The sequence below is a fragment of the Bartonella sp. MR30HLJHH genome, from assembly GCF_042194195.1.
GTDB classification, from domain to species: domain Bacteria; phylum Pseudomonadota; class Alphaproteobacteria; order Rhizobiales; family Rhizobiaceae; genus Bartonella; species Bartonella grahamii.
Window position 1 is genome coordinate 1 of sequence record NZ_JBHIMO010000002.1, and the last position, 19,627, is coordinate 19,627.

19 protein-coding genes and 1 pseudogene are annotated in these 19,627 nt (G+C 37.7%); 7 read left to right on the plus strand and 13 right to left on the minus strand.

Annotated features, from left to right (window positions below):
* Positions 1-232 precede the first annotated feature (232 nt).
* The 12 genes from ACFIKR_RS01225 to ACFIKR_RS01280 form a co-directional block, all read right to left on the minus strand.
* Positions 233-991 (minus strand): type IV secretion system protein, encoded by a 759-nt coding sequence (locus tag ACFIKR_RS01225; protein ID WP_375658515.1) that lies wholly within the window; start codon positions 989-991, stop codon positions 233-235.
* Complete coding sequence (locus ACFIKR_RS01230) at positions 988-3,459, minus strand: VirB4 family type IV secretion/conjugal transfer ATPase (protein ID WP_375658516.1); 2,472 nt, start codon at positions 3,457-3,459, stop codon at positions 988-990. The genes ACFIKR_RS01225 and ACFIKR_RS01230 overlap by 4 nt, the downstream gene beginning before the upstream one ends.
* Positions 3,460-3,461: 2 nt before the next feature.
* The gene (locus ACFIKR_RS01235; RefSeq protein ID WP_375658517.1) at positions 3,462-3,770 is read right to left on the minus strand and encodes a type IV secretion system protein VirB3; all 309 of its coding nucleotides are present in this window, start codon (positions 3,768-3,770) and stop codon (positions 3,462-3,464) included.
* A 12-nt stretch (positions 3,771-3,782) separates the two neighbouring features.
* Positions 3,783-4,091, minus strand: a complete 309-nt coding sequence (locus ACFIKR_RS01240; protein WP_375658518.1) for a conjugal transfer protein — start codon at positions 4,089-4,091, stop codon at positions 3,783-3,785.
* Positions 4,092-4,211: 120 nt separating this feature from the next.
* Positions 4,212-4,529 carry a VirB2 family type IV secretion system major pilin TrwL gene (gene trwL / locus ACFIKR_RS01245; RefSeq protein WP_375658519.1) on the minus strand — a complete coding sequence of 106 codons (318 nt, stop codon included), beginning with the start codon at positions 4,527-4,529 and terminating at the stop codon, positions 4,212-4,214.
* 123 nt (positions 4,530-4,652) lie between these two features.
* A complete protein-coding gene (gene trwL, locus ACFIKR_RS01250; RefSeq protein ID WP_375658520.1) occupies positions 4,653-4,970 on the minus strand; it encodes a VirB2 family type IV secretion system major pilin TrwL in 318 nt (105 codons plus the stop codon).
* A 76-nt stretch (positions 4,971-5,046) separates the two neighbouring features.
* Positions 5,047-5,367, minus strand: coding sequence for a VirB2 family type IV secretion system major pilin TrwL (gene trwL, locus ACFIKR_RS01255; RefSeq protein ID WP_375658521.1), 321 nt, complete (start codon positions 5,365-5,367; stop codon positions 5,047-5,049).
* Positions 5,368-5,506: 139 nt separating this feature from the next.
* Entirely contained in the window at positions 5,507-5,821 is a 315-nt protein-coding gene (gene trwL / locus ACFIKR_RS01260) for a VirB2 family type IV secretion system major pilin TrwL (protein ID WP_375658522.1), read from the minus strand.
* Between the two features lie 140 nt (positions 5,822-5,961).
* On the minus strand, positions 5,962-6,279 hold the full coding sequence (gene trwL / locus ACFIKR_RS01265) for a VirB2 family type IV secretion system major pilin TrwL (protein ID WP_375658523.1): 318 nt from the start codon (positions 6,277-6,279) through the stop codon (positions 5,962-5,964).
* Positions 6,242-6,541 (minus strand): KorA family transcriptional regulator, encoded by a 300-nt coding sequence (gene korA / locus ACFIKR_RS01270; RefSeq protein ID WP_015857010.1) that lies wholly within the window; start codon positions 6,539-6,541, stop codon positions 6,242-6,244. Before korA ends, trwL (ACFIKR_RS01265) begins: the two co-directional genes overlap by 38 nt.
* Positions 6,542-6,665: 124 nt before the next feature.
* On the minus strand, positions 6,666-7,298 hold the full coding sequence (locus ACFIKR_RS01275) for a TrwN protein (RefSeq protein ID WP_375658524.1): 633 nt from the start codon (positions 7,296-7,298) through the stop codon (positions 6,666-6,668).
* The gene (locus tag ACFIKR_RS01280; RefSeq protein WP_375658525.1) at positions 7,298-7,912 is read right to left on the minus strand and encodes a hypothetical protein; all 615 of its coding nucleotides are present in this window, start codon (positions 7,910-7,912) and stop codon (positions 7,298-7,300) included. Before ACFIKR_RS01280 ends, ACFIKR_RS01275 begins: the two co-directional genes overlap by 1 nt.
* A gap of 128 nt (positions 7,913-8,040) precedes the next feature.
* Here ACFIKR_RS01280 and ACFIKR_RS01285 point away from each other — a divergent pair, with 128 nt between their 5' ends.
* Entirely contained in the window at positions 8,041-8,328 is a 288-nt protein-coding gene (locus tag ACFIKR_RS01285; RefSeq protein ID WP_375635480.1) for an H-NS family nucleoid-associated regulatory protein, read from the plus strand.
* 1,531 nt (positions 8,329-9,859) lie between these two features.
* Here ACFIKR_RS01285 and ACFIKR_RS01290 read toward each other — a convergent pair.
* Positions 9,860-11,137, minus strand: coding sequence for a ubiquinone biosynthesis hydroxylase (locus ACFIKR_RS01290; RefSeq protein WP_375658526.1), 1,278 nt, complete (start codon positions 11,135-11,137; stop codon positions 9,860-9,862).
* A gap of 722 nt (positions 11,138-11,859) precedes the next feature.
* Here ACFIKR_RS01290 and ACFIKR_RS01295 point away from each other — a divergent pair.
* The 6 genes and pseudogenes from ACFIKR_RS01295 (at position 11,860) to ACFIKR_RS01320 (ending at position 19,625) form a co-directional block, all read left to right on the plus strand.
* Positions 11,860-14,301, plus strand: a complete 2,442-nt coding sequence (locus ACFIKR_RS01295; RefSeq protein WP_375658527.1) for a DNA translocase FtsK 4TM domain-containing protein — start codon at positions 11,860-11,862, stop codon at positions 14,299-14,301.
* 716 nt (positions 14,302-15,017) lie between these two features.
* Positions 15,018-15,282 (plus strand): annotated as a pseudogene (locus ACFIKR_RS01300) (DNA translocase FtsK); the annotation flags it as partial.
* A gap of 122 nt (positions 15,283-15,404) precedes the next feature.
* A complete protein-coding gene (locus ACFIKR_RS01305; RefSeq protein WP_375635483.1) occupies positions 15,405-16,013 on the plus strand; it encodes an outer membrane lipoprotein carrier protein LolA in 609 nt (202 codons plus the stop codon).
* 30 nt (positions 16,014-16,043) lie between these two features.
* Positions 16,044-16,853, plus strand: coding sequence for an exodeoxyribonuclease III (locus ACFIKR_RS01310; protein ID WP_375658528.1), 810 nt, complete (start codon positions 16,044-16,046; stop codon positions 16,851-16,853).
* Positions 16,854-16,920: 67 nt separating this feature from the next.
* Positions 16,921-18,402: an efflux transporter outer membrane subunit gene (locus tag ACFIKR_RS01315; RefSeq protein ID WP_375658529.1), complete on the plus strand. Its 1,482-nt coding sequence runs from the start codon at positions 16,921-16,923 to the stop codon at positions 18,400-18,402.
* The gene (locus ACFIKR_RS01320) at positions 18,399-19,625 is read left to right on the plus strand and encodes an efflux RND transporter periplasmic adaptor subunit (RefSeq protein ID WP_375658530.1); all 1,227 of its coding nucleotides are present in this window, start codon (positions 18,399-18,401) and stop codon (positions 19,623-19,625) included. The genes ACFIKR_RS01315 and ACFIKR_RS01320 overlap by 4 nt, the downstream gene beginning before the upstream one ends.
* Positions 19,626-19,627 lie beyond the last annotated feature (2 nt).

The following is a 19,627-nucleotide window of genomic DNA, read 5'->3' on the forward strand; positions in this document are numbered from 1 at the left end:
GATCAATTTTATTGAAAAGTTGCGTGAACACTGTAAAGTCCATGGAATTCCTCTTTAACGAATTTTCAACTTTTTATATGATTTTTAAGCATTTTTCGTTGAGTTTTTTAGGATAGAATTAAATTTCGTAGATCTTTTCAGTCTATGAGAGAGAACTGAATATTACGCACTAACCTTTGCTTTTTACGAGCATATAGGAAAAATAATACACGAAATATTGTTATAAAAAGCCTTATCTAATAAATCTTATGGTAGGCATTTTCGTGTTTTTACTATTCAAAATTTTTATGTTATGTTTGTCCTTCTGCTGTTTGATAAGTGTATATTCAGCATTGCGTAAATGTGTGACCATTTGTAGTTTTGCTGTTTCATTTTGTAGCATAGCGAGCATTCCAATTATATGTGCTTGTAACTCAGCAATACTTTTTAGATCTTTTGTTGTCTTGATTTCGTTTAATAGTTCTTCAATTTGCTGAAAACGATTATTTGCTTCTTCAAAAGTCTTTAGACTTACAGCTTTATCAGTGATGGCTGCATATTGGCTACGCTTTTTGATAAAACTGCTAGATTCATGGACAGAGATAGGAATTTCTTCTTCTTTTAAGATATTTTCAAGTGATGTAGTTAGAGCAGAAGATTTATTTCTATTGTAGAGCGTCTCCGGATTTTTGAGGAAAAAACTGCTGTGATCTGTTTGTGCATTTTTAAGTTTTTTAGTGTCGAACTTTTGGTTTCCCGTTATAGACTCCTGTATCTTTTTTACTTCCTCAAGTTGTTTTTTTAGTGTTTCGAGAAGTGGGTCAGCTGGCGCTTCCTTTTGTTGTGGAGGTTCTTTAGGCGTTGTTTCACGTGACTTTCCAAAAAAATTGGGCCACGCCGTTGGAACTGTTGCTGACAAATCTGCCGCTCCAGCGCCAAAAGTCCAAGCCATGGCTGGGTCTGAAATCCCTAAAGTTATTACAACTACTATTGGAATGAGCTTTTTTTTCATGTTTCCCTCCTGTCATTTTTTGCGTGCTGTAAGAAAATTGGTAACCATATTGCCGGATCATCACCAACTTCCGCGATAATGCTTTCGGCTAATTCTGCGTTATCTGGTGTACCTGATAACACCAAGAGCTCGTCACTAAAGTCGTGTTCGATGGTTTTTCCACCGCTTGTCAGATGGAATTTACCAAGATTCAGTTCTGCAAGCGCAGATTGATCACCCTGCTTAATGAGGAATTGGCGACTAAACTCACCAAGTCCTTTAACGAGTTCAAATTCTGTATCTGTTAGTTTAAAGCCTTTTGTATAATCTTCATAGTTTGCCTTGGGGTTGGCTAGAAAAATGTAAGTCGCACACTGTTGAATGAGTGTTTTGGCAATATTACTTTCCAAGGCATCGCTAGGCTCTTGTGTTGCGTAAACAAAAATACCATTTTGTTTACGGATAGTCTTTTGCTTATTTTTCGCCAAATCTTCAAAGTACGGATCTTGCAAAGGCTTCCAAAACTCATCAAAGATATACATAAATCGCTGTCCGCTAATCATGCCTTCTGTGCGGTAAAGCAAATACATCATCACTGGGGTGCGAGTTTCAAAATTATCTAAAAATTCCGTGATATCAAAGCCGTAAATTTGATGTGTTGAGAGATCAAGAGCATCATGGGGATTATCAAATAACCATCCATAATCACCACCTTCACACCATTTTAGTAAGCGAGCATGAACAGATGGGTGAGCATTATAATCACTTAAACGTGGATTTGGTAAAAATTGTATCAGAAAGGACAAACGACGGAGTGATTGGTCAATGTTACTGCTCATAACAGACATAACCGCTTTGTTAATTTCTTCCTCGTCGTGATGCGTGACCTCACCACCAGCTTCTGCCAATTTTTTAACAAATTGTTTCAGAAAAATCAGATTTTCTTGTGTGGGTGGGAGTTGGAAAGGATTGAAACCACTTTTCCTGCCTGGCTTGAATGTTAAATATTTTCCACCCATAGCTCGAATGGCAATTTCCATACCACGATCTTTATCAAAAACAACCGTTGTCGGCTTAAATTTTTGTGCTTGTGCTACCAAAAAGCCGAGTAACACGGTTTTACCGGAACCAGATTGTCCGATAAGTGCGGTATTACCGAGCAAACGTTTATCTGTTGAGTCCTCTTCAAGTTTGGAGGCATGAAAGTTGAAATAAAGCGGTGTTTTACTGGTTGTTTTAAGAATTGTGACGGCTGAACCCCACGGGTTGCCAGTGGGTTTTCCTGACATAAAATTATGAAAAGATGAAAATGACAAAAAGTTCAATGATGTAATCGGAGCAGGACGTGGTCTCCATTTCCAATTGCCAGGAAGTTGTGCCCAATAGCCAGCCTCTATCGCTAAGTCTACAGGTTTGGGCAGTACCGCAACGTCTAGTAATGCTGCACTTGCTTTAGCCATATGGTCGCGAACTTGTTGAATTGTATCACCATAGATAGTCAATGTGCAGTGATGTTCTCCCATGACAAAATGCCCGCTAATAAGCTGGTTTAGTGCTTCGTCAATTTGTTCAATTTGGTTCGTTGCCACATCTCGTGCATCAATAAGGTTACGCTGATGCCGTTGTAAATAGTCTTTAGCAGCATGTCGGGAGAGCACCGAAAAGCTCTGCGTCAATACGAACTCGAAGTCACTTTCCAACAAAACATTTAATTGTCCTGGTTTGGTTGTTGCATCATATTCTTTAATTTCCAGCATTCCAAATCGACGCATTCCACTGGTTGTTCGCAATTCACCAAGAGCACCCCATTTTGAGAAAAAAGGCCGATTGATAGACATATAGTCAGAAAAACGGTCATGGCAAATTGGCATGGGGCGATATTCACCATTGACAAGCATTCCAAGGAACTCAAGTGCAGAAGAATAAGCATGCCCATTTTTTTCATAAGCACCAAGAAGTTCTGCACCGTAACGGTTTAAAGATTGGCCTAAAGTACGATTGATGTCATTGAGTTCTTTGATACATGAGTCTTGTCGCATCTTTTTTTGATCAAGCGTTTCACGTTCATGTTTAGAAAAGAACGACATAATTTTATCCGCTATCGGTTGAAAAACGACAGTCAGATATAAATCATTGACCATCAAATTATAACCAGTAAAGCTTTGCCGATATTTTTCATCAAGTTGATAGCAAAACATTTGATCAAATGTTGAATCAGGATATTCATAAACACGGCGACGCACAATATGTGTCCAAAATGATAAATTGGCTGATGCAATACCCCGTAGAGTATTGTTAAGCTCTTTTATCCATTGAAAAATATCTTCTTCTGAAGCGCTTTGATGTGAACGCCCGTCAATCTTCCAAATCGATAAATATTCCGCATTTTTAGTAGAGATAATCGTATCTGTAATATGATGTGAATAAGGCAGAAACAGGCTTACAGGTGTCTCTGATGCAAGGCGTTTGCTACTTTCAACAGCTGTCATGTTTATCTCCTTTTACCATAATCAGATGGACTATAACTTGATGCACCCCAAAAACCTTTGTTGCGATTGCGAAATTTAGTATCGATCCATAACCACCAGATACGAAACGCCTTATCATCGTTTTTAGTAATTTGCACCATAATGAACCATAATGGAGGTGCTATAATCCACAAAAAGATACTTACTGTCATAGCAACAACAGCGACCCCCATAAGCATAACGATAAAGGGCATCATGGGGACACCGCATATAGTTGGAACACGTGTTGCTCCTTTGAATAGGGGGAATTCTTTTTGTTCTTGTGATTTCATGGGGTATTCTCGTCACTGGAGGTGAAATAATATGTGGCTAATATAAAAGGCTGCACCAGCAATAATGACACTGAATGCCCATCGCATAAATGTAGCTCTTGCGATGATGCGAAATATATAAATAAGCAAAAGTAATAAAAGAATAATTATGGCGACGATAGGAATAAGTATACTTAATCCATATTGCATCCCTATGAAAACATCTAAACTCTTTGTTTCCGTCTGAGAATATGCAGATTGAGTTATTAATAACATAACTGAAGTGATAAAAATAGCACTAATCTTACATATTTTTGATTGAATCGTATTTAATTGTTTCATATCTTTTATCCCCTTTTAATTAAAGTTGCTATAAATAATATTCCTTTTTTCGTAGTATGAGCGACATTATTACTGGTACAAATCTATAACTGACGAACATTGAAAACATTACGTATTATATTAACTTACTTGACCTGTAAATAGCAGTTTAGCAAGTTGGGTTGCCGAGCCAGCGATGACAACACCGATTGCCCATCGTATAAATGTATCCCTTTCAATGTAGCGTCCTGCGTAACCAATTGCTAAGCACAAAAGTATAACAGCAGCAGCAACAGGAATAATGTGATCAATAAGATCTTTTTGCAGAGCCGTTAAAGCTTTTTCAGCAGGATCTATTTTTGCATATACAGGATGCGTTATAAAAAACGCGGCTATAGCTGCAGAAAGTGTGGCAATTGTCTTATTATTTTTTGATTGAAGGTTGATTAGTTTTTGCATAATTTACTCTTATTAAGTTCTTATGAATGCTTTGAATTTCTTATCATAAATGGAATAGAATTCTGCTATATTAATAATTATTAAATGGGTTATTACTTTAAAAACATTACGTATTATACTAATTCATACTTGACCTGTAAATAGTAGTTTAGCAAGTTGGGTTGCCGAGCCAGCGATGACAACACCGATTGCCCATCGTATAAATGTATCCCTTTCAATGTAGCGTCCTGCGTAACCAATTGCTAAGCACAAAAGTATAACAGCAGCAGCAATAGGAATAATATTATCAATAAGATCTTTTTGCAGAGCCTCTAAAGCAGTTTTTGCATTTGTTAATTTTTGAGCATATGCAGGATTGTCCATAAAAAATATAGTTAAAGCTGCAGAGATTTTAGTAGTTTTATTCCGAATTATTGTTTGAAGAATTTTTGACTGTTTCATATTGTTTATCTCAATTTAGATTTCTCTTTAGAATAAAAAGATATTTTATACTGCATGACTTTAATAGTCATTCTCATTACTTACCCGTGAACAACAGCGTAGCAAGTTGTGTTGCTGAACCAGCAATAACAACACCAATTGCCCACCGTACAAAAGTGTCTTTTCCGATGTAGCGCCCTGCATAGCCAATTGCTAAGCACAAAAGTATCACGGCAGCAGCAATAGGGATAAGCAGATTTAAGTCTGCTTGGAGTGCTTTTAAAGCTGTATCTGCATTTTTCAAACCTTTTGCTGCTTGAGCCGATACGGGATTGTTCATAAAAAACAGAGTTAAAGCTGCAGAGGTTGCGGTAATTTTATTATTATCTTTCAATTGAAAATTGATTAATTTTCTCATATTGTTCAACCTTATAGGATTGTATTTGGCACAAGTAGTTTTTCCATGAAATAAGGAACACTTTTATTGATGTGCAATAAAAGTATTGAAACCTAAACTTCTTTTTTATGAAAGAAACATTTCGTCCTTAATAAATTTATCAGCTAGTTTTAAATAATAAATTAGCGAGCTCAGCGGCTGAACCAGCGATAACGACGCCAATTCCCCATCGTACGAATGTATCTCTTTCGATGTAGCGCCCTGCATAGCCAATTGCTAAGCATAAAAGTATCACGGCAGCAGCAATAGGGATAATCACTTTCAAGTCTGTTTGGAGCGCCTCTAAAGCAGTTTTTGCATTTGTTAATTTTGCTTGAGCATACGCAGGACTGCTCATAAAAAATACAGTTAAAGCTGCAGAGATTTTAGCAGATTTATTTCTAAATATTGTTTGAAGGGTATTTGATTGTTTCATATTGTTTATTCCAATTTAGATTACAGTTGGTATAAATAATTTCTTTTTTCGATATAGTTCTTTATTGCATTAAATAAAAACACAGAAATTTAACGTTCTTTATTTCATTAAAGAAATATTTCATTTTTTTAATAGATTTATCAGGTAGTTTTAAATAATAAACTAGCAAGTTCAGCTGCTGAACCAGCGATAACGACACCAATTGCCCACCGTACAAATGTGTCTTTTCCGATGTAGCGTCCTGCATAACCAATTGCTAAGCACAAGAGGATAACGGCAGCAGCGATAGGGATAATCGTTTTTAAATCTGTTTGGAGTGCCTCTAAAGCCTTTTTTGCAGGATCTAAACCTGCTGCCTGGATACGTGCAGGATTGATCATAAAAAATACGGTTAAAGCTGCAGAAAATAAAGCAATTTTATTACGAGCTGTTGTGTGAAGAATATTTAATTGTTTCATGTTCTTTATCCTGATTAAGATTAAAACTCCCACAAATGACCCCTCGTTCATGAAGAAACTTAAAGAGATATTTTGGATCAGCCCAAGTTCTTAGTTTTCCTCTTTGTGTAAGTAACGTATATTTATTTGGCTTTCCGGTGATTGGATCATCGGAAATAAACGTGAAATACCATTCTCTTTCTGAAAGCATTACGACTGTAATCTCACGTGCTGCTTTTTGACTAAATGCTATATCAACGCTGTTTTGTTCTATCATTTTCATTATCTTTGCCCTCAATTAGAAGAGATTTTGTCCAATCTTACTAATTAGAGCTTTAACATTTTCTTATCTACCGTTCATTATAATATCCTATCAAAATTCTAGGGTTTCGTGAAAATATCAGTTGTCACTCTAGCGAGCCTCTCGATGAAGAAGAATTTTCAGCCGAAAAAGCATCGCTGGTGCCACTTTCTTTATGTGTAAATGCATCTTCCTCTCCTCTTGAAGAGAGAGGAAGAGAATCTACGTTAGTTGTCTGTTCTGGTTCTTCTTTTTTAAGCTTTACAGGCTCCTGCAAATCTTCATTTCCTCGTACAGCAGCTTTTACTCCAATATATGAAGTAACTTTCTGTATAGAGGTGTGGTTTGAGTTTTCTGTGTTGTAAAAATTTAGTACAGATTGCAAAGTCGCTTTTTCAAAGATGCACTTTGATGTTGTTTGTTCATAGCAGTAAGTTAAAGCGCTTTGTACAGCTGTAAGATTTCTGCAAAAACCAAATGCATCAAAAAGAGAAAACAATTTCACATTTCCAACACCGATTTGCCCTAAAATTGTGTTAAAATTATGTTTGCTCTGTCTAAACTGTTCAGTTGTTGCGATTGTTTCCTTAAGCTGAGATGATTGATAGAAGAAGTTATCTTTATCATCTGTTACATAAACATTGTCCCGCGCTTTTTGTTCGGCGATAACTGAAAATGTTATGGGAGGTGTATTGGATATGTATGCAGCAGCAAAAAATGTGAAATCTGGAACAATCATTAGCAATACACCCTATTATAAAGAATTTTATTAATACAAATGCTAATTCTTTGTGGTGCTTTTTTTCGTTGTCTTTTGATTTTATAAATTTGCAGAACAAAATTGTTTAGCGTAGAATATTCCCTGTGATAACTGTTTTGTTCTCTTCTAAGAATATTTCTAATATATGCGAATATCCAACCAACAAGATAAAAGTGTGGAATAAAATAGAGCACATTACGCCAACCAATATTATTGGAATCACGAAAAAATGCGCTGCTTTTAAAAAATAATAATCTTTGATACTGTATTGAAGTTGCTTGTTTTATATAATTTTCTAGTTGCAAAAATCTTTTCAAAAAAAATTTATACGAAGTAAAAATCCGTTGTGTATGAGGGGAGGTTTTATTGTCATAATGAACCACACTATCATTATACAGAGAGGGCTTGTTCTTTGTTGCGTATTGCCATAACTTATAGAGTGACGATTTATATTTACTTTTGACTACTGATTCATGAGAGTCAGAGAGGTGTGATGGTGTTTGAGCACTGCATTTAGTAGTTCCAGCGATTGAACTGAAAAAAGATGCAGTGGTGGTAATTGATGTACCAATAAACAGTTCTTTGTGGTCCAAAGCACATCTCCGTCAAAGTGATATATGTATCGTAATTTTAATTTCGATAATAAATAGACGAAAATTGTCTATAATTGTGTTTAAAATATGGCAAGAAAAAATTCTTTTTTGCAAGGGGAGTAATTAAGGTGAATGATCTCAAAAATATGAATTTTGATGAACTACAAGAGATGCGTACACAAATCGATATGGAATTAAAAAAACGGCAAGCAAAGGAAAAGCAAAATGCGCGACGAAAAATTCTTGAAATTGCTAATGCCCATGGAATTGATATCGCTGATCTTGTGAGCAAAGAGCGCCATTATAGAAATCCCAATAACCAATGGGAATTATGGAATGGGCGTGGACGTAGGCCTAAGTGGATTAAAGAGTGGTTGGAGAATGGGTATACACTTGATGAACTTGAAGTAACATAACACGTGTGCGATATTTACAAGATAAGGGAATACCAAGGAATGTAAATGTAAGAAGTATGCTCTTTTGGGTAATTTGATTGTATAGATATACTGAACGAATATATTAAAGTATTGAGTGATCAAATAAAATGATAGGGGGCATGAACAAATGTATTTAAATGAAAAAGGTCTTGTTGTTATAATCTGGCAAGCATAATGATGATGCCTGATTAAAATATTATAATTGCTTTTGGCATTTGAGAGAGGGGGATAATTTACTTCTTTTATAGTTTTATTGACTCTTTACAAAAGTGGTCGAAATGAGAATAATTTATTGCATAGGGATTTTTCACTCAATATGTAAAATGGTAATTTTATCAATTAATATGTTAATAAATTAGCATACTTATATTTTTGAAATATTGTTCTGTAGAACAAGCCTAATGTTATAGATTTTGTTTGGTCTTTTTTCTGTAAGATTATATATGAGGCATTTACTTTATTTATCGTTCGTTTTGTTGAGATGAGAGAGTGTGTAGGAAATGAAAAATTTCTATGGTTGTTATGGGTTTTATAGAATTTATGACATATTTCTGAGCGTTTGTGATTAAAATTCATTTATGAGCATTTGTGAATAATGAATAAAGAGCGTATTTGAAAATAAAAGGATTGAGTCATTTTTATTGCGGTTTATCTTCTTTTATGGTGTGAAGGGGGGTGATATGCGAGTTTACAATTGTGTGTGATGGTATAGAGTACGGAGCACTTTGTTATATATTAGAATATTTTTTCTAAAATCGTGTGGTATTCAACAATAAGTTAAAGGGTTTGTCTTAGAAACAGAATACCTCAAACGGAATACAGTTGTATTACCAATTTACGCGCTTTTTTTAAAAGAAAAATTTTTTAATGCAACGAAGCTTATTTTATGCCGCTTCTCGTGAATAGTATAACGTAAAAGTCTCTATGATTACATAAAATCCATTTTGTACGCCAGCATTTTTATTTCAATAAAAAATATAAGCCGGTGCCCTTATACACTTTACTCACCTCCAATGTTATTAAAGCCCTTAGTACTTGAGAAGGTAAGGCTTTTTATTGCTGTTTTATTTATACGGCACTCCCGCTTGTGATGTGCAAGTGAATGATTTCTCATGCTTCAACATGAGAGAGATTTGAAATAAGGGTATTTTATGATCGTTAGATTTCTCACTCAATATGAGAACAATGAATTTATTATTATAAATAAAATGTTGTGTGCTAAAAAGTCTTGTTTATTTCGTTATGCCGTGAAATGGCTTCTTTTAAGGTGTGGTGATACAAGGCAATCTCTTTGAGACATTAAATGTTTTTTTTCAGTGTGTGGTGAATATTCTTAGAATGTATCTTGCTTGTCGAGTCTTATGTTAAGTGAAATATGGGAGAAGGAAGTCAAGAGAAAATTACTCGACAGCAATCTGGTTTGTAAACAGATTGGATGAGATAGGAATTTTTTGTTCTTTGAAGGAGGGAGGCAAAGGTTGTAAAAAAGTGAAATAGGATGAATTTTTGCTTAAAGTGGGAAGCCGTGTAGAAGACGTGGGGCATTTGGAGTGAGTCCGGCAGCTTCTTGGATGAAGTATTTTTTTATTTTTGGCGCTTGATTAACAATACCAAGGCCGGTATCGCGGAGCATCCGTAAAAGAAGGCTATCATTAGAAAAGAGTTTATTAAGCCAATCATTGCTTAAAGCCATACGGATAACTTCAAAACGTCTCCAGCTTTGATAGCGCTCTAAAGCAGTGAGGGAGCCAATGTCAAGACCTAGTCGTGCTGTTTCAATAATCACTTCAGCGAGGGCAGCGCTATCACGTAATCCTAAATTGAGTCCTTGTCCTGCAATGGGGTGGATGGTATGGGCGGCGTCGCCAACGAGAGCAAAACGTGGTTTAACACATTGACGTGTTAAAGAAAGACTTAAAGGAAAAGCTTGGCGTTCGCCATTCCAAGAGAGTTTGCCTAATCGATGGCCAATGCGTCTTTCGAGTTCTGTTTCAAAAATAAGGGCATTAGCTTTGAGATAATATTGCGCAGTTTTATGATCTTCATTCCACACAATGGCAGATCGATTGCCTTTGAGAGGGAGAAGAGCAAAAGGACCGGCAGGTAAAAAATGTTGAATTGCTTGACCATTATGGGTTTTTTCATGTTCAACTGTGCAGATGATTGCTGTTTGTTTATAGGGATGAGAAAAGTTTTTAAGACCTGCTTTTTGGCGTAATTTCGAATGGGCTCCGTCGGCTGCAATAAGCAATTTTGTTTGCCAAACCTCTTCATTATTTAAAGTGACGGTTTTATATTGGTCTTCTTGATGAAAATCAATGACACGCGTGTTTGCAATAACAGGGATATTGAGATCTTTGACACGTTTTTTTAAAGTGTTGATGAGTTCTCTCTGCTCTACCATAGCAGCAAAGGGCTCACCAGGGTTAATATCGCCTTCAAAGGTTAAAAGAGTGGGTTTGACAGGATCACTTGTGCTTGTATCTGTGATGATCATTGAATGAATGGGTTGCGCATAGGGTTTTATAGGTTCCCAACATTGTAATTGTTTTAACATACGAATAGAAGCAGCAGCAAGGGCAATGGTTCGTATATTAGAAGCAGGACTATCTCCTTGTGGAGCAGCATCAACGATTTTTATTTTCAGATTAGGGGCTGTTTGCTTAAGTGCTATCGCTAAGGTTAAACCGACAGCCGCCCCCCCTGCAATGAGCAGATCACATCGTTTCATTTTATGAGATTTTATTCTTTTATTGGGTTGTACGTCTTTATTGCGATTAGAACACACAATACTTCTTCCATTGTTTACAGTTTGCTTTTTTAAAAAAGAATATCTTTTTAAATTGCCTAAAATATTTTAACTTTTACTTTTCTTTCTGCTTTACAAAAACGAGGTTCTTTTTTGGCGCCAATCTGATGACAGATTGGTTTTTGAGAGTTCTTCTGCTTCATCATTTATGTGATTCATTTTACAGATTTATCGGATAAGCTTTTTTGAATGTCCTCTTCAATTCTTTTTACACTTGGTTGTTAAAAAAGAAAACTAAAAATAAACAAAGATGGTCGTGTATTTTTTAAGTTGTATGAGTGTACTTTAGTATGCCTGTCCTTAAGGGGTATATTTAGTTAGTATGATAGATAAAAAATTGTGTTCATTCGTGATGGTTAAAACAGTATTAATATTTTGCCGTTACCATGATGTAGCGTAAAAGCATCATCTGTTTAGGAAGGTGCTATAGGACCCATGTAAAACTTTACACATGAGGTGTTTTTTGGTCGATCCTGTGATAAATATTCAGGGAGATCTTTTTGTGCGCCTTATGAAGGATTGTCTCTTAGGGTGGTGATATATGAAGTGGGTTAGAAGGTAGAATGCGCTAGATAAGAAGTCGGATTGTTTACAGGCTATTTTGTTTACAGATCGGCACAGAGTTTAAGCTTCATCTTTTTGTAAGAGAGAGGGAGTTATAACTCTTTAAAATATGAAAGTTTTGTATTTGGAATTGATAGATGCACCGAAGTTCTTCTCCTTATGATTCATTAGAAGTGCGAAATTCTCAAGGTTCGCGTCTTATTGAGATGTTTTTACGTCAGATAGGGGTATTTATTGGGCTTGGGCTTTTGGGCTTTATTATTTTTTGTGTGTTTGCGTTGGCGACGTGGAATGTTGCGGACCCATCTTTAACCCATGCAAGTACAAATGAGGTTACAAACCTTATGGGGTGGATGGGGGCAATTTTTTCAGATTTTATTATGCAGTTTTTTGGCTTGGCAAGTCTTGCTGTTTTGTTGCCGCCATTATTTTGGTCTTTTCTCTTGTTGGCGCAAAAGAATATCTACAATTTGACTTTGCGCTTTTTTTTATGGGTGCTATCAACAATTTGTTTTTTAATTGCTTTTGCCCTTATGTCACCTGTTGCTTCTTTTACTTATTGGCCATTGCCAATGGGATTGGGAGGGGTTTTAGGAGATAAAGCTTTAAGTGTTGCTTCTTCAGTCTTTCCTCTTTTTCTTTCTCCTCTTTACACGGTGTTTTTTAGTGTTGTTTTTATTCTTTTAGGTTTTTTTACTGCTGCTTTTGCTGGCAATGTGATATGGCGGCGTCGAACAAAGAAAAGAAAAGAAAAAAGCATTCCAAAAGACGCAATTGTTAATCCAGTTTTTGAATTGGAAGAAGATACGGAATATGCTGCAGAGGATGATCGTGAAAATCATGGTTTTTTTGCGACAACTTTTGGCGCTCTTTTACATCTTTTTTATTTTTTACAAGCGCGTTTCTTTCGTTTGTTCTGTTTCAAAAGCCGTTTTCAGAGTAAGGGGCAACGAAAGTCATTTGATCGGATTGAGCCAACTTTTTTGGGTGAAAAAGTAAAGTGTGAGGAAAATCAAAATAAAGCCTATGTTTCTCCTGTTAAAAATCGAAAGTCTTTAACAGCTTCTTCAAATGGTGGTTTTGTTCTTCCTCTTGTAGATTATCTTTCGGTTCCACCACCGTCTGTTAGGGATGCAAAACTTTCTCCTGCTGTTTTAAGAGCAAATTCTCAGGAACTTGAAGGGGTTTTGTTAGATTTTGGAGTCAAGGGGCAAATTATTGATGCTTGTCCTGGACCGGTGGTAACTTTGTATGAATTTGAACCAGCTGCCGGTATTAAGTCTTCCCGTATCATTGGTTTGGCAGATGATATTGCACGCTCGATGCGTGCGATTTCGGCGCGTGTTGCGGTGGTTCCAGGACGTAATGTGATTGGAATAGAATTGCCCAATGCAAAGCGTGAGATGGTTTATTTACGAGAAATGTTGCAGGCGCAAGAATTTATTGAAAGCAAAGCAAAATTAGGGCTTGCTTTGGGTAAGACAATTGGGGGGGAAGCTGTTATTGCAGATTTAGCAAAAATGCCCCATCTTTTGGTTGCTGGTACAACAGGATCGGGAAAGTCTGTTGCTATCAATACAATGATTTTATCATTGCTTTATCGGATGACACCTGAACAATGTCGTCTCATTATGGTGGATCCTAAAATGCTTGAGCTTTCGGTTTATGATGGCATTCCTCATTTATTAACGCCCGTGGTGACAGATCCTAAAAAAGCTGTGATTGCTTTAAAGTGGGCTGTTCGTGAAATGGAAGAGCGCTATAGTAAAATGTCAAAACTGGGTGTTCGTAATATTGATGGGTTTAATGCACGTCTTAGGGAAGCAGCAAGTCAGGGAGAGACAATGGCGCGGACAATTCAAGTGGGATTTGATCGCGAGACTGGTGAGCCTCTTTATGAAACGGAAACGCTTGATTTTAGTCCTATGCCCTATATTGTTGTCATTATTGATGAAATGGCTGATTTGATGATGGTTGCTGGTAAAGACATTGAAGGCGCGGTTCAACGCTTGGCACAAATGGCACGTGCTGCCGGTATCCATGTAATTATGGCGACTCAGCGTCCTTCCGTCGATGTTATTACTGGGACGATCAAAGCCAATTTTCCTACACGTATTTCTTTTTTGGTGAGTTCAAAAATCGATAGCCGAACAATTTTGGGCGAACAGGGGGCTGAGCAATTATTGGGACAAGGAGATATGCTCTTTATGATGGGAGGAGGGCGTGTTCAACGTGTGCATGGTCCTTTTGTTGCGGATGATGAAGTGGAGCAGGTTGTTGCGCATCTCAAAGCGCAAGCACGACCTGATTATTTGGAAACAATTACGCAAGAAGTTGAAGAGGATGGTGCTGATGTTTCTTTGGCTTCTCCTTCAGAAGATGATCCCTATAGTCAAGCTGTTGCTATTGTGCTTCGTGATCGTAAGGCTTCGACCTCTTATATTCAACGCCGTTTAGGCATTGGTTATAACCGTGCCGCGACATTGATTGAGAGGATGGAAGAAGAAGGTATCATTAGTCCAGCAAATCACGCAGGGAAACGAGAAATTTTAGTGCCTGCCGAAGAAGAACGCTTTTGAAAAATCTTTATAGTTGTTTTTATAATATCTTATAAAACAAGTGCTTATCCCACTTTATCGTAGAAATTCTGCATTTTCATACACCAGCTCTCGATTTGCGATAGCTCCTTGGCACTTGAGACTCTTTATAAGGGGATTCTTTATCTTATATAATTTTTATCCACACACCAACCTTGCTTGTAACGTGCAAGAAAATGATTTCAATTGATTCGATATGAGAAAGTATGTGATGAGAGAACCTTCCTGTATTTGGCGTTATGATTTAAGTTAAAAAGATAAATTATTATAAATCAATATCTTGGTATAAAATAATGTCATTGCGAATGTAGGGGTATAAAAGCATGTAAGGCTTGATATTTAAGTGTTTTTTTTAGTGCGCTCTAAATATTGAGGGCAAGGCTTATCTGTCGAGCCTTATATAAATGAATCATATGGGGTGGGAAGCCAAGTGAAATCTGCTAAACTCCAAACTGTTTACAGACTGGTTCGGGTGAAAATTTTTATTCTTTTGGATTGGAAGGAAGTCAAAAAAGCATTTTTGCCACTTAAAAGAGTTTTCAGGTGCGTGAGCAATATGTTTAGTACTTAATCCGTTATGTATTGACTATAATTTATGTTGCTTCACAGATTAGGGGTGGGAAAGAATATATTATGCGTTTAGAAAATCAGCAGAAAAACGGGAAATTTGGATGCTTTCGGAAACTTAAACGCAGACTAATTATTTGGAAACGATACCGCAAGAAATAAAGAAGGATGTTTCTTTAGCTTTTTCTTTAGAAGATGATTCCTATAGTCAAGCTGTGGCAGTTGTGCTTCGTGAACAGTAAGGCTTCGACTTCTTATATTCAACGCCGTTTAGGTATTGGTTATAATTGTGCCGCAACATTGATTGAAAGGATGGAAGGAGAAGGCATTATTAGTCCAGCAAATGATATGGGTAAGCGGAAAGTTTTGGGGACGGTCGAAGAAGAATACTTTTAAAAATCTTTTGATAGTTTTTTCAAACAATATCGTTATCTTATAAAGAAGGGTATTTATTCATCGTTGATTACTTAAGTTATAAATTATAAAGTCAATTAAGTATTGCTTGGGAGCATTTTTTTATGAAAACGTCTTTTTTGTCGCAAAGAAGAGTCTTTGGGTTGGTGGGAATTATTATCTTTTGGTGTTTAACTTTTCCTGTTTTTTCACAAGCGTCTAATAAAGTGATAAAGGCGCAAAATGTTGTAAATCACTTTGCGGCAATCAAAACAATGACAGGTGATTTTATTCAGTTTAGTCCAAAGGGGAAAATGTCTCAGGGGACATTTTACCTAGAGCGTCCAGGGAAAATTCGTTTCATTTACAAAAAAATGCCCTTACAGATTATTGCAGATGGTCAATTTGTAGGTATTAACAATCGGGCTTTGAATACTTGGAACTTTTCACAACTTTCGCAAACGCCAATGAAGTTTCTGTTGGGTGATAAAATTGATGTATCTTCTGGGCGCTTGTTGGCATTTCGCGAAGATCCAGGGGCTGTGACGATTGTTCTGCGTGATAAAACGATTGGGGCAGGGCAAATAAGGATGGTTTTTGATTCTAAAGGCTCTGCTTTGCGCCAGTGGACAATTGTTGACCAACAAAATTTGGAAACTACTGTGCAGATTATGAATGTGCGGACGGACGTCCGCTTCGCTAATGGAATGTTTACACTTCCTTCAAAGAAATAGTGCTGTGTTATTTCATTGGGATTGAAATGGATGTTCTTTCGTATTGCAACTTGGAATATTAATTCTATTCGTTTGCGTCTTGCACAGGTTTTTCAGTATTTGGAACTCTTTTCCGCAGATGTTTTGTGTCTACAGGAAACAAAATGTCCAGATGCTTTATTTCCAGTGGAGGCTTTTGAAGCGGCGGGTTATAAGCATATCGCATTGAGTGGACAAAAATCTTATAACGGGGTGGCTATTGTTTCTCGTTTGCCTTTTAAAAAGGTAGAAAAGCGTTTCTTTTGCCAAAACCAAGATTGTCGCTATATCTCAGTTATTGTGGAAGCCCATGGGAGAAACTTGCGGATTCATAATTTTTATGTTCCTGCTGGGGGAGATATTCCTGATGCTGATGTGAATGAAAAATTTCGGCATAAGCTTGATTTTTTAGAAGAAATGTCCTCCATTCGTGCGGATCAAGGAGATGGTCTTTCTTCTCTTTTGGTGGGCGATTTAAATATTGCTCCTTTGGCAGAGGATGTTTGGTCTCATCAGAAATTGTTGAAGGTTGTAAGCCATACTCCCATTGAAACCGAGCGTTTAAAAGCTTTATGCTGTCAAGGTGGATGGGTTGATCTGATGCGGTTACATATCCCTGTTCCTACCAAGCTTTACACATGGTGGAGTTATCGTGCACGCGATTGGGCATTTACCGATTATGGGCGGCGGCTTGATCATGTTTGGTCTTCTCCTGATTTAACACCTTTTGTTGTAGATCTTTCGATTTTTCGTGATGCACGCGGATGGGAACGTCCTTCAGATCATATTCCTGTGCAAACTGTATTTGATTTTTCACGTTAAGTTTGAAATAAGAGGTAAATAAAGTATTAATATTAAATAATGATTCTGAAAGAATGCGGGAGACTAGATGTATATCAGAAATCTCAAAAGGGGCGCTTCTCGTGGATTACTTTCTAGTATCTTTTTGTGTTTGCTTTTGTCAGGATGTATGGTTGGTCCTAATTACCAGAAAACATCTTTTCGTGTTCCAGCAGTTTGGGGAGAAAAATCTGCACAGGCGTCTGGGCAGTCAGTTGCGCTTGCCGGATGGTGGCGGCGTTTGAATGACCCTGTTCTAGATGCATTAATGGATTATGCGATTTCTGGAAATAATAATGTTGCTGTTGCCAAAGCTCGGGTACGTGAGGCGCGTGCGGGTTTAGGACAGGTTGTAGGAACTCTTTTGCCAAATGTGTCCAATTCAATTTCAGGAACCCGTAGTCATTCTGGACAGTCTGATGCATTGTTAAACCAATATCATAGTGGTTTTGATGCAAGCTGGGAGCTTGATTTTTTTGGTGGGCATAAACGAGCGGTTGAAGCAGCGCGTTATGGTCTTGATGCGGCTGTGGAAGATATGCGCGCTACCATGGTGACACTGTTAGGAGATGTGGCAACAAATTATGTGCAAATGCGTGGTTGGCAACAGAAGTTGTTGATTGTGCGGCAAATTGCTGTATCACAACGTAAAACCTATGAATTGATGCGCGCTAGATTAACAGCTGGTGATGTTTCTGAGCTTGATGTTTCAAATGCGCAAGCACAAATGGCAAATACAGAAGCAGATATATCACAGATGGAAGCGAATTTAGCAATGAGCGTTCATCGCCTTTCTGTCTTAACTGGTTGTGTGCCTACGGCATTGAAGGATTTTTTACAAAAAAATGCTAAGCATGCAAAGATTCCACAACCGCGCTGGCCGATACCAGCAGGAATTCCAGCCGATATTTTATTAACACGTCCGGATTTGCGACGGGCAGAGCGTCAATACGCGCAAGCAACAGCGCGGATTGGTCAACGTGAAGCAGATCGCTATCCATCACTTACTTTAACAGGTAATATTTCGACAGCAGCAACGGCGATTGATCAGTTATGGAAAAATTCAACGATTGGCTGGTCTTTTGGACCTGGTCTGCGTTTTCCTTTTTTTAATGGAGGTCAGGTTGAGGCTTCTATTGCTGTTGCGCGTGCACAGCGTGATCAAGCTTTTATTACTTATCGGGCTGCTGTTTTGGGAGCTTTAGAAGATGTAGAAAATGCGTTGGTAAGATTAACTAAAGAACATCAACGCTTAGAAAAGCTAATCATTGCGAATAAAGCTTCTCTTCATTCCTTAAAACTTTCACGGAGTCTTTTTGAGAATGGAAATACCAGTTTTCTTGAATTGTTAAACGCTGATCGCTCTTATTATTCTGCACAAATAGCACTTAAAGATAGCCGTGTTTCTTTGGTTACGCAATATATCACGTTGATGAAAGCATTGGGGGGGGGCTGGGATGGCGTTGTTGATGTATCACGTCCGGAAGTCGTTGATGGTGCACCTCGTTCGCGTGCAAAGGTAGGAAAATGAAAAAAAGTCTACTCAAAAATTTCATTACAAAACACAAAAAACTTTCCTTCTTTTTAACTGCCATATTCCTTATTCTCTTGTTTTTATGGTTGCGTTCTGTTGTTTTTGGAACATCTAGCCCAACTTATATAACAGCGGTGGTGAAGCGTGGGGATATTGAGGAAAGTGTTTTAGCTTCTGGTCTTGTACGTCCTTATCGGTTGGTGGCTGTTGGTGCGCGTGCAACAGGGCGTGTGGTATCAATGCGCGTTTCTCCTGGGAGTGTTGTGAAAGAAGGCGATCTCTTGGCAGAAATTGATCCTACAGATCAAGAAAATGATTTAAAAAGAAAAAAAGCAGCATTATCTCACTATTATGCGAGTTTGGTAGAACAAGAAGCCCATCTTTCTCTTGCGCAGAAAAATTTAGCACGCCAGAAAAAAATGATCGAGTCACGTGCGGTTTCACGGGCTAATCTCGATGATGCTGCGACACAAGTAAAAATACGTGAGGCGCAAATTGCTCAACTTCAACAGCAGATTGTGCAAGCACAAATTGATGTGGATAGTGCAGAGGTCAATTTAGGTTATACACGCATCATTGCCCCTTCAGCGGGAACGGTTTTGGCAACAGTTGTGGAAGAAGGACAGAACGTGAATGCGGTTCAGTCGGCGCCAACAATTGTTATTTTGGGCGATTTGTCAAAGATGACGATCAAGGCGCAAATCTCAGAAGCTGATGTTCTTAAAATTCAGGCTGGACAACCACTTTATTTTACAGTTTTAGGGAATTCGCAGCGTCGTTATGAGGGCGTTTTAGAAAAGATAGAGCCGGCTCCTGAAGCAATTCGTGCTGATGTGAGTATTAATCCTGGTATGGTAGGGGGGTCTAGCGCTTTAATCTCATCAGCTATTTATTATAACGGAATTTTACATGTTGATAATGCGGACAATTTTTTGCGAACCTATATGACGGCTCAAGTTCATATTATCTTAGGGCGTGCTCAAAATGTCTTGTTGGTTCCAAGCGATGCTTTACGCGATGAGACAAAAGAGCATAAGGCGTGGGTTTCTGTTTTGGAGGGGGGAAACAAGGTGGTTACTAAACAGGTGAGCGTTGGGTTGAATAATAAGGTGATGGCAGAGATTGTTTCAGGACTTAATGAGGGCGATGTCGTTATCACTGGCTCGCCTGATGGGGTGATGCCAGAACCTTCTGACGTGCATAGTGAAGACGAGATTTAAAC

Excerpts from the sequence above, each read along its gene's own strand:
- ACFIKR_RS01225 (WP_375658515.1), bottom strand. The coding sequence starts at position 991 with ATGAAAAAAAAGCTCATTCCAATAGTAGTTGTAATAACTTTAGGGATT.
- ACFIKR_RS01230 (WP_375658516.1), bottom strand. The coding sequence starts at position 3,459 with ATGACAGCTGTTGAAAGTAGCAAACGCCTTGCATCAGAGACACCTGTA.
- ACFIKR_RS01235 (WP_375658517.1), bottom strand. The coding sequence starts at position 3,770 with ATGAAATCACAAGAACAAAAAGAATTCCCCCTATTCAAAGGAGCAACA.
- ACFIKR_RS01240 (WP_375658518.1), bottom strand. The coding sequence starts at position 4,091 with ATGAAACAATTAAATACGATTCAATCAAAAATATGTAAGATTAGTGCT.
- trwL (WP_375658519.1), bottom strand. The coding sequence starts at position 4,529 with ATGCAAAAACTAATCAACCTTCAATCAAAAAATAATAAGACAATTGCC.
- trwL (WP_375658520.1), bottom strand. The coding sequence starts at position 4,970 with ATGAAACAGTCAAAAATTCTTCAAACAATAATTCGGAATAAAACTACT.
- trwL (WP_375658521.1), bottom strand. The coding sequence starts at position 5,367 with ATGAGAAAATTAATCAATTTTCAATTGAAAGATAATAATAAAATTACC.
- trwL (WP_375658522.1), bottom strand. The coding sequence starts at position 5,821 with ATGAAACAATCAAATACCCTTCAAACAATATTTAGAAATAAATCTGCT.
- trwL (WP_375658523.1), bottom strand. The coding sequence starts at position 6,279 with ATGAAACAATTAAATATTCTTCACACAACAGCTCGTAATAAAATTGCT.
- korA (WP_015857010.1), bottom strand. The coding sequence starts at position 6,541 with ATGAAAATGATAGAACAAAACAGCGTTGATATAGCATTTAGTCAAAAA.
- ACFIKR_RS01275 (WP_375658524.1), bottom strand. The coding sequence starts at position 7,298 with ATGATTGTTCCAGATTTCACATTTTTTGCTGCTGCATACATATCCAAT.
- ACFIKR_RS01295 (WP_375658527.1), top strand. The coding sequence starts at position 11,860 with ATGCACCGAAGTTCTTCTCCTTATGATTCATTAGAAGTGCGAAATTCT.
- ACFIKR_RS01305 (WP_375635483.1), top strand. The coding sequence starts at position 15,405 with ATGAAAACGTCTTTTTTGTCGCAAAGAAGAGTCTTTGGGTTGGTGGGA.
- ACFIKR_RS01310 (WP_375658528.1), top strand. The coding sequence starts at position 16,044 with ATGTTCTTTCGTATTGCAACTTGGAATATTAATTCTATTCGTTTGCGT.
- ACFIKR_RS01315 (WP_375658529.1), top strand. The coding sequence starts at position 16,921 with ATGTATATCAGAAATCTCAAAAGGGGCGCTTCTCGTGGATTACTTTCT.
- ACFIKR_RS01320 (WP_375658530.1), top strand. The coding sequence starts at position 18,399 with ATGAAAAAAAGTCTACTCAAAAATTTCATTACAAAACACAAAAAACTT.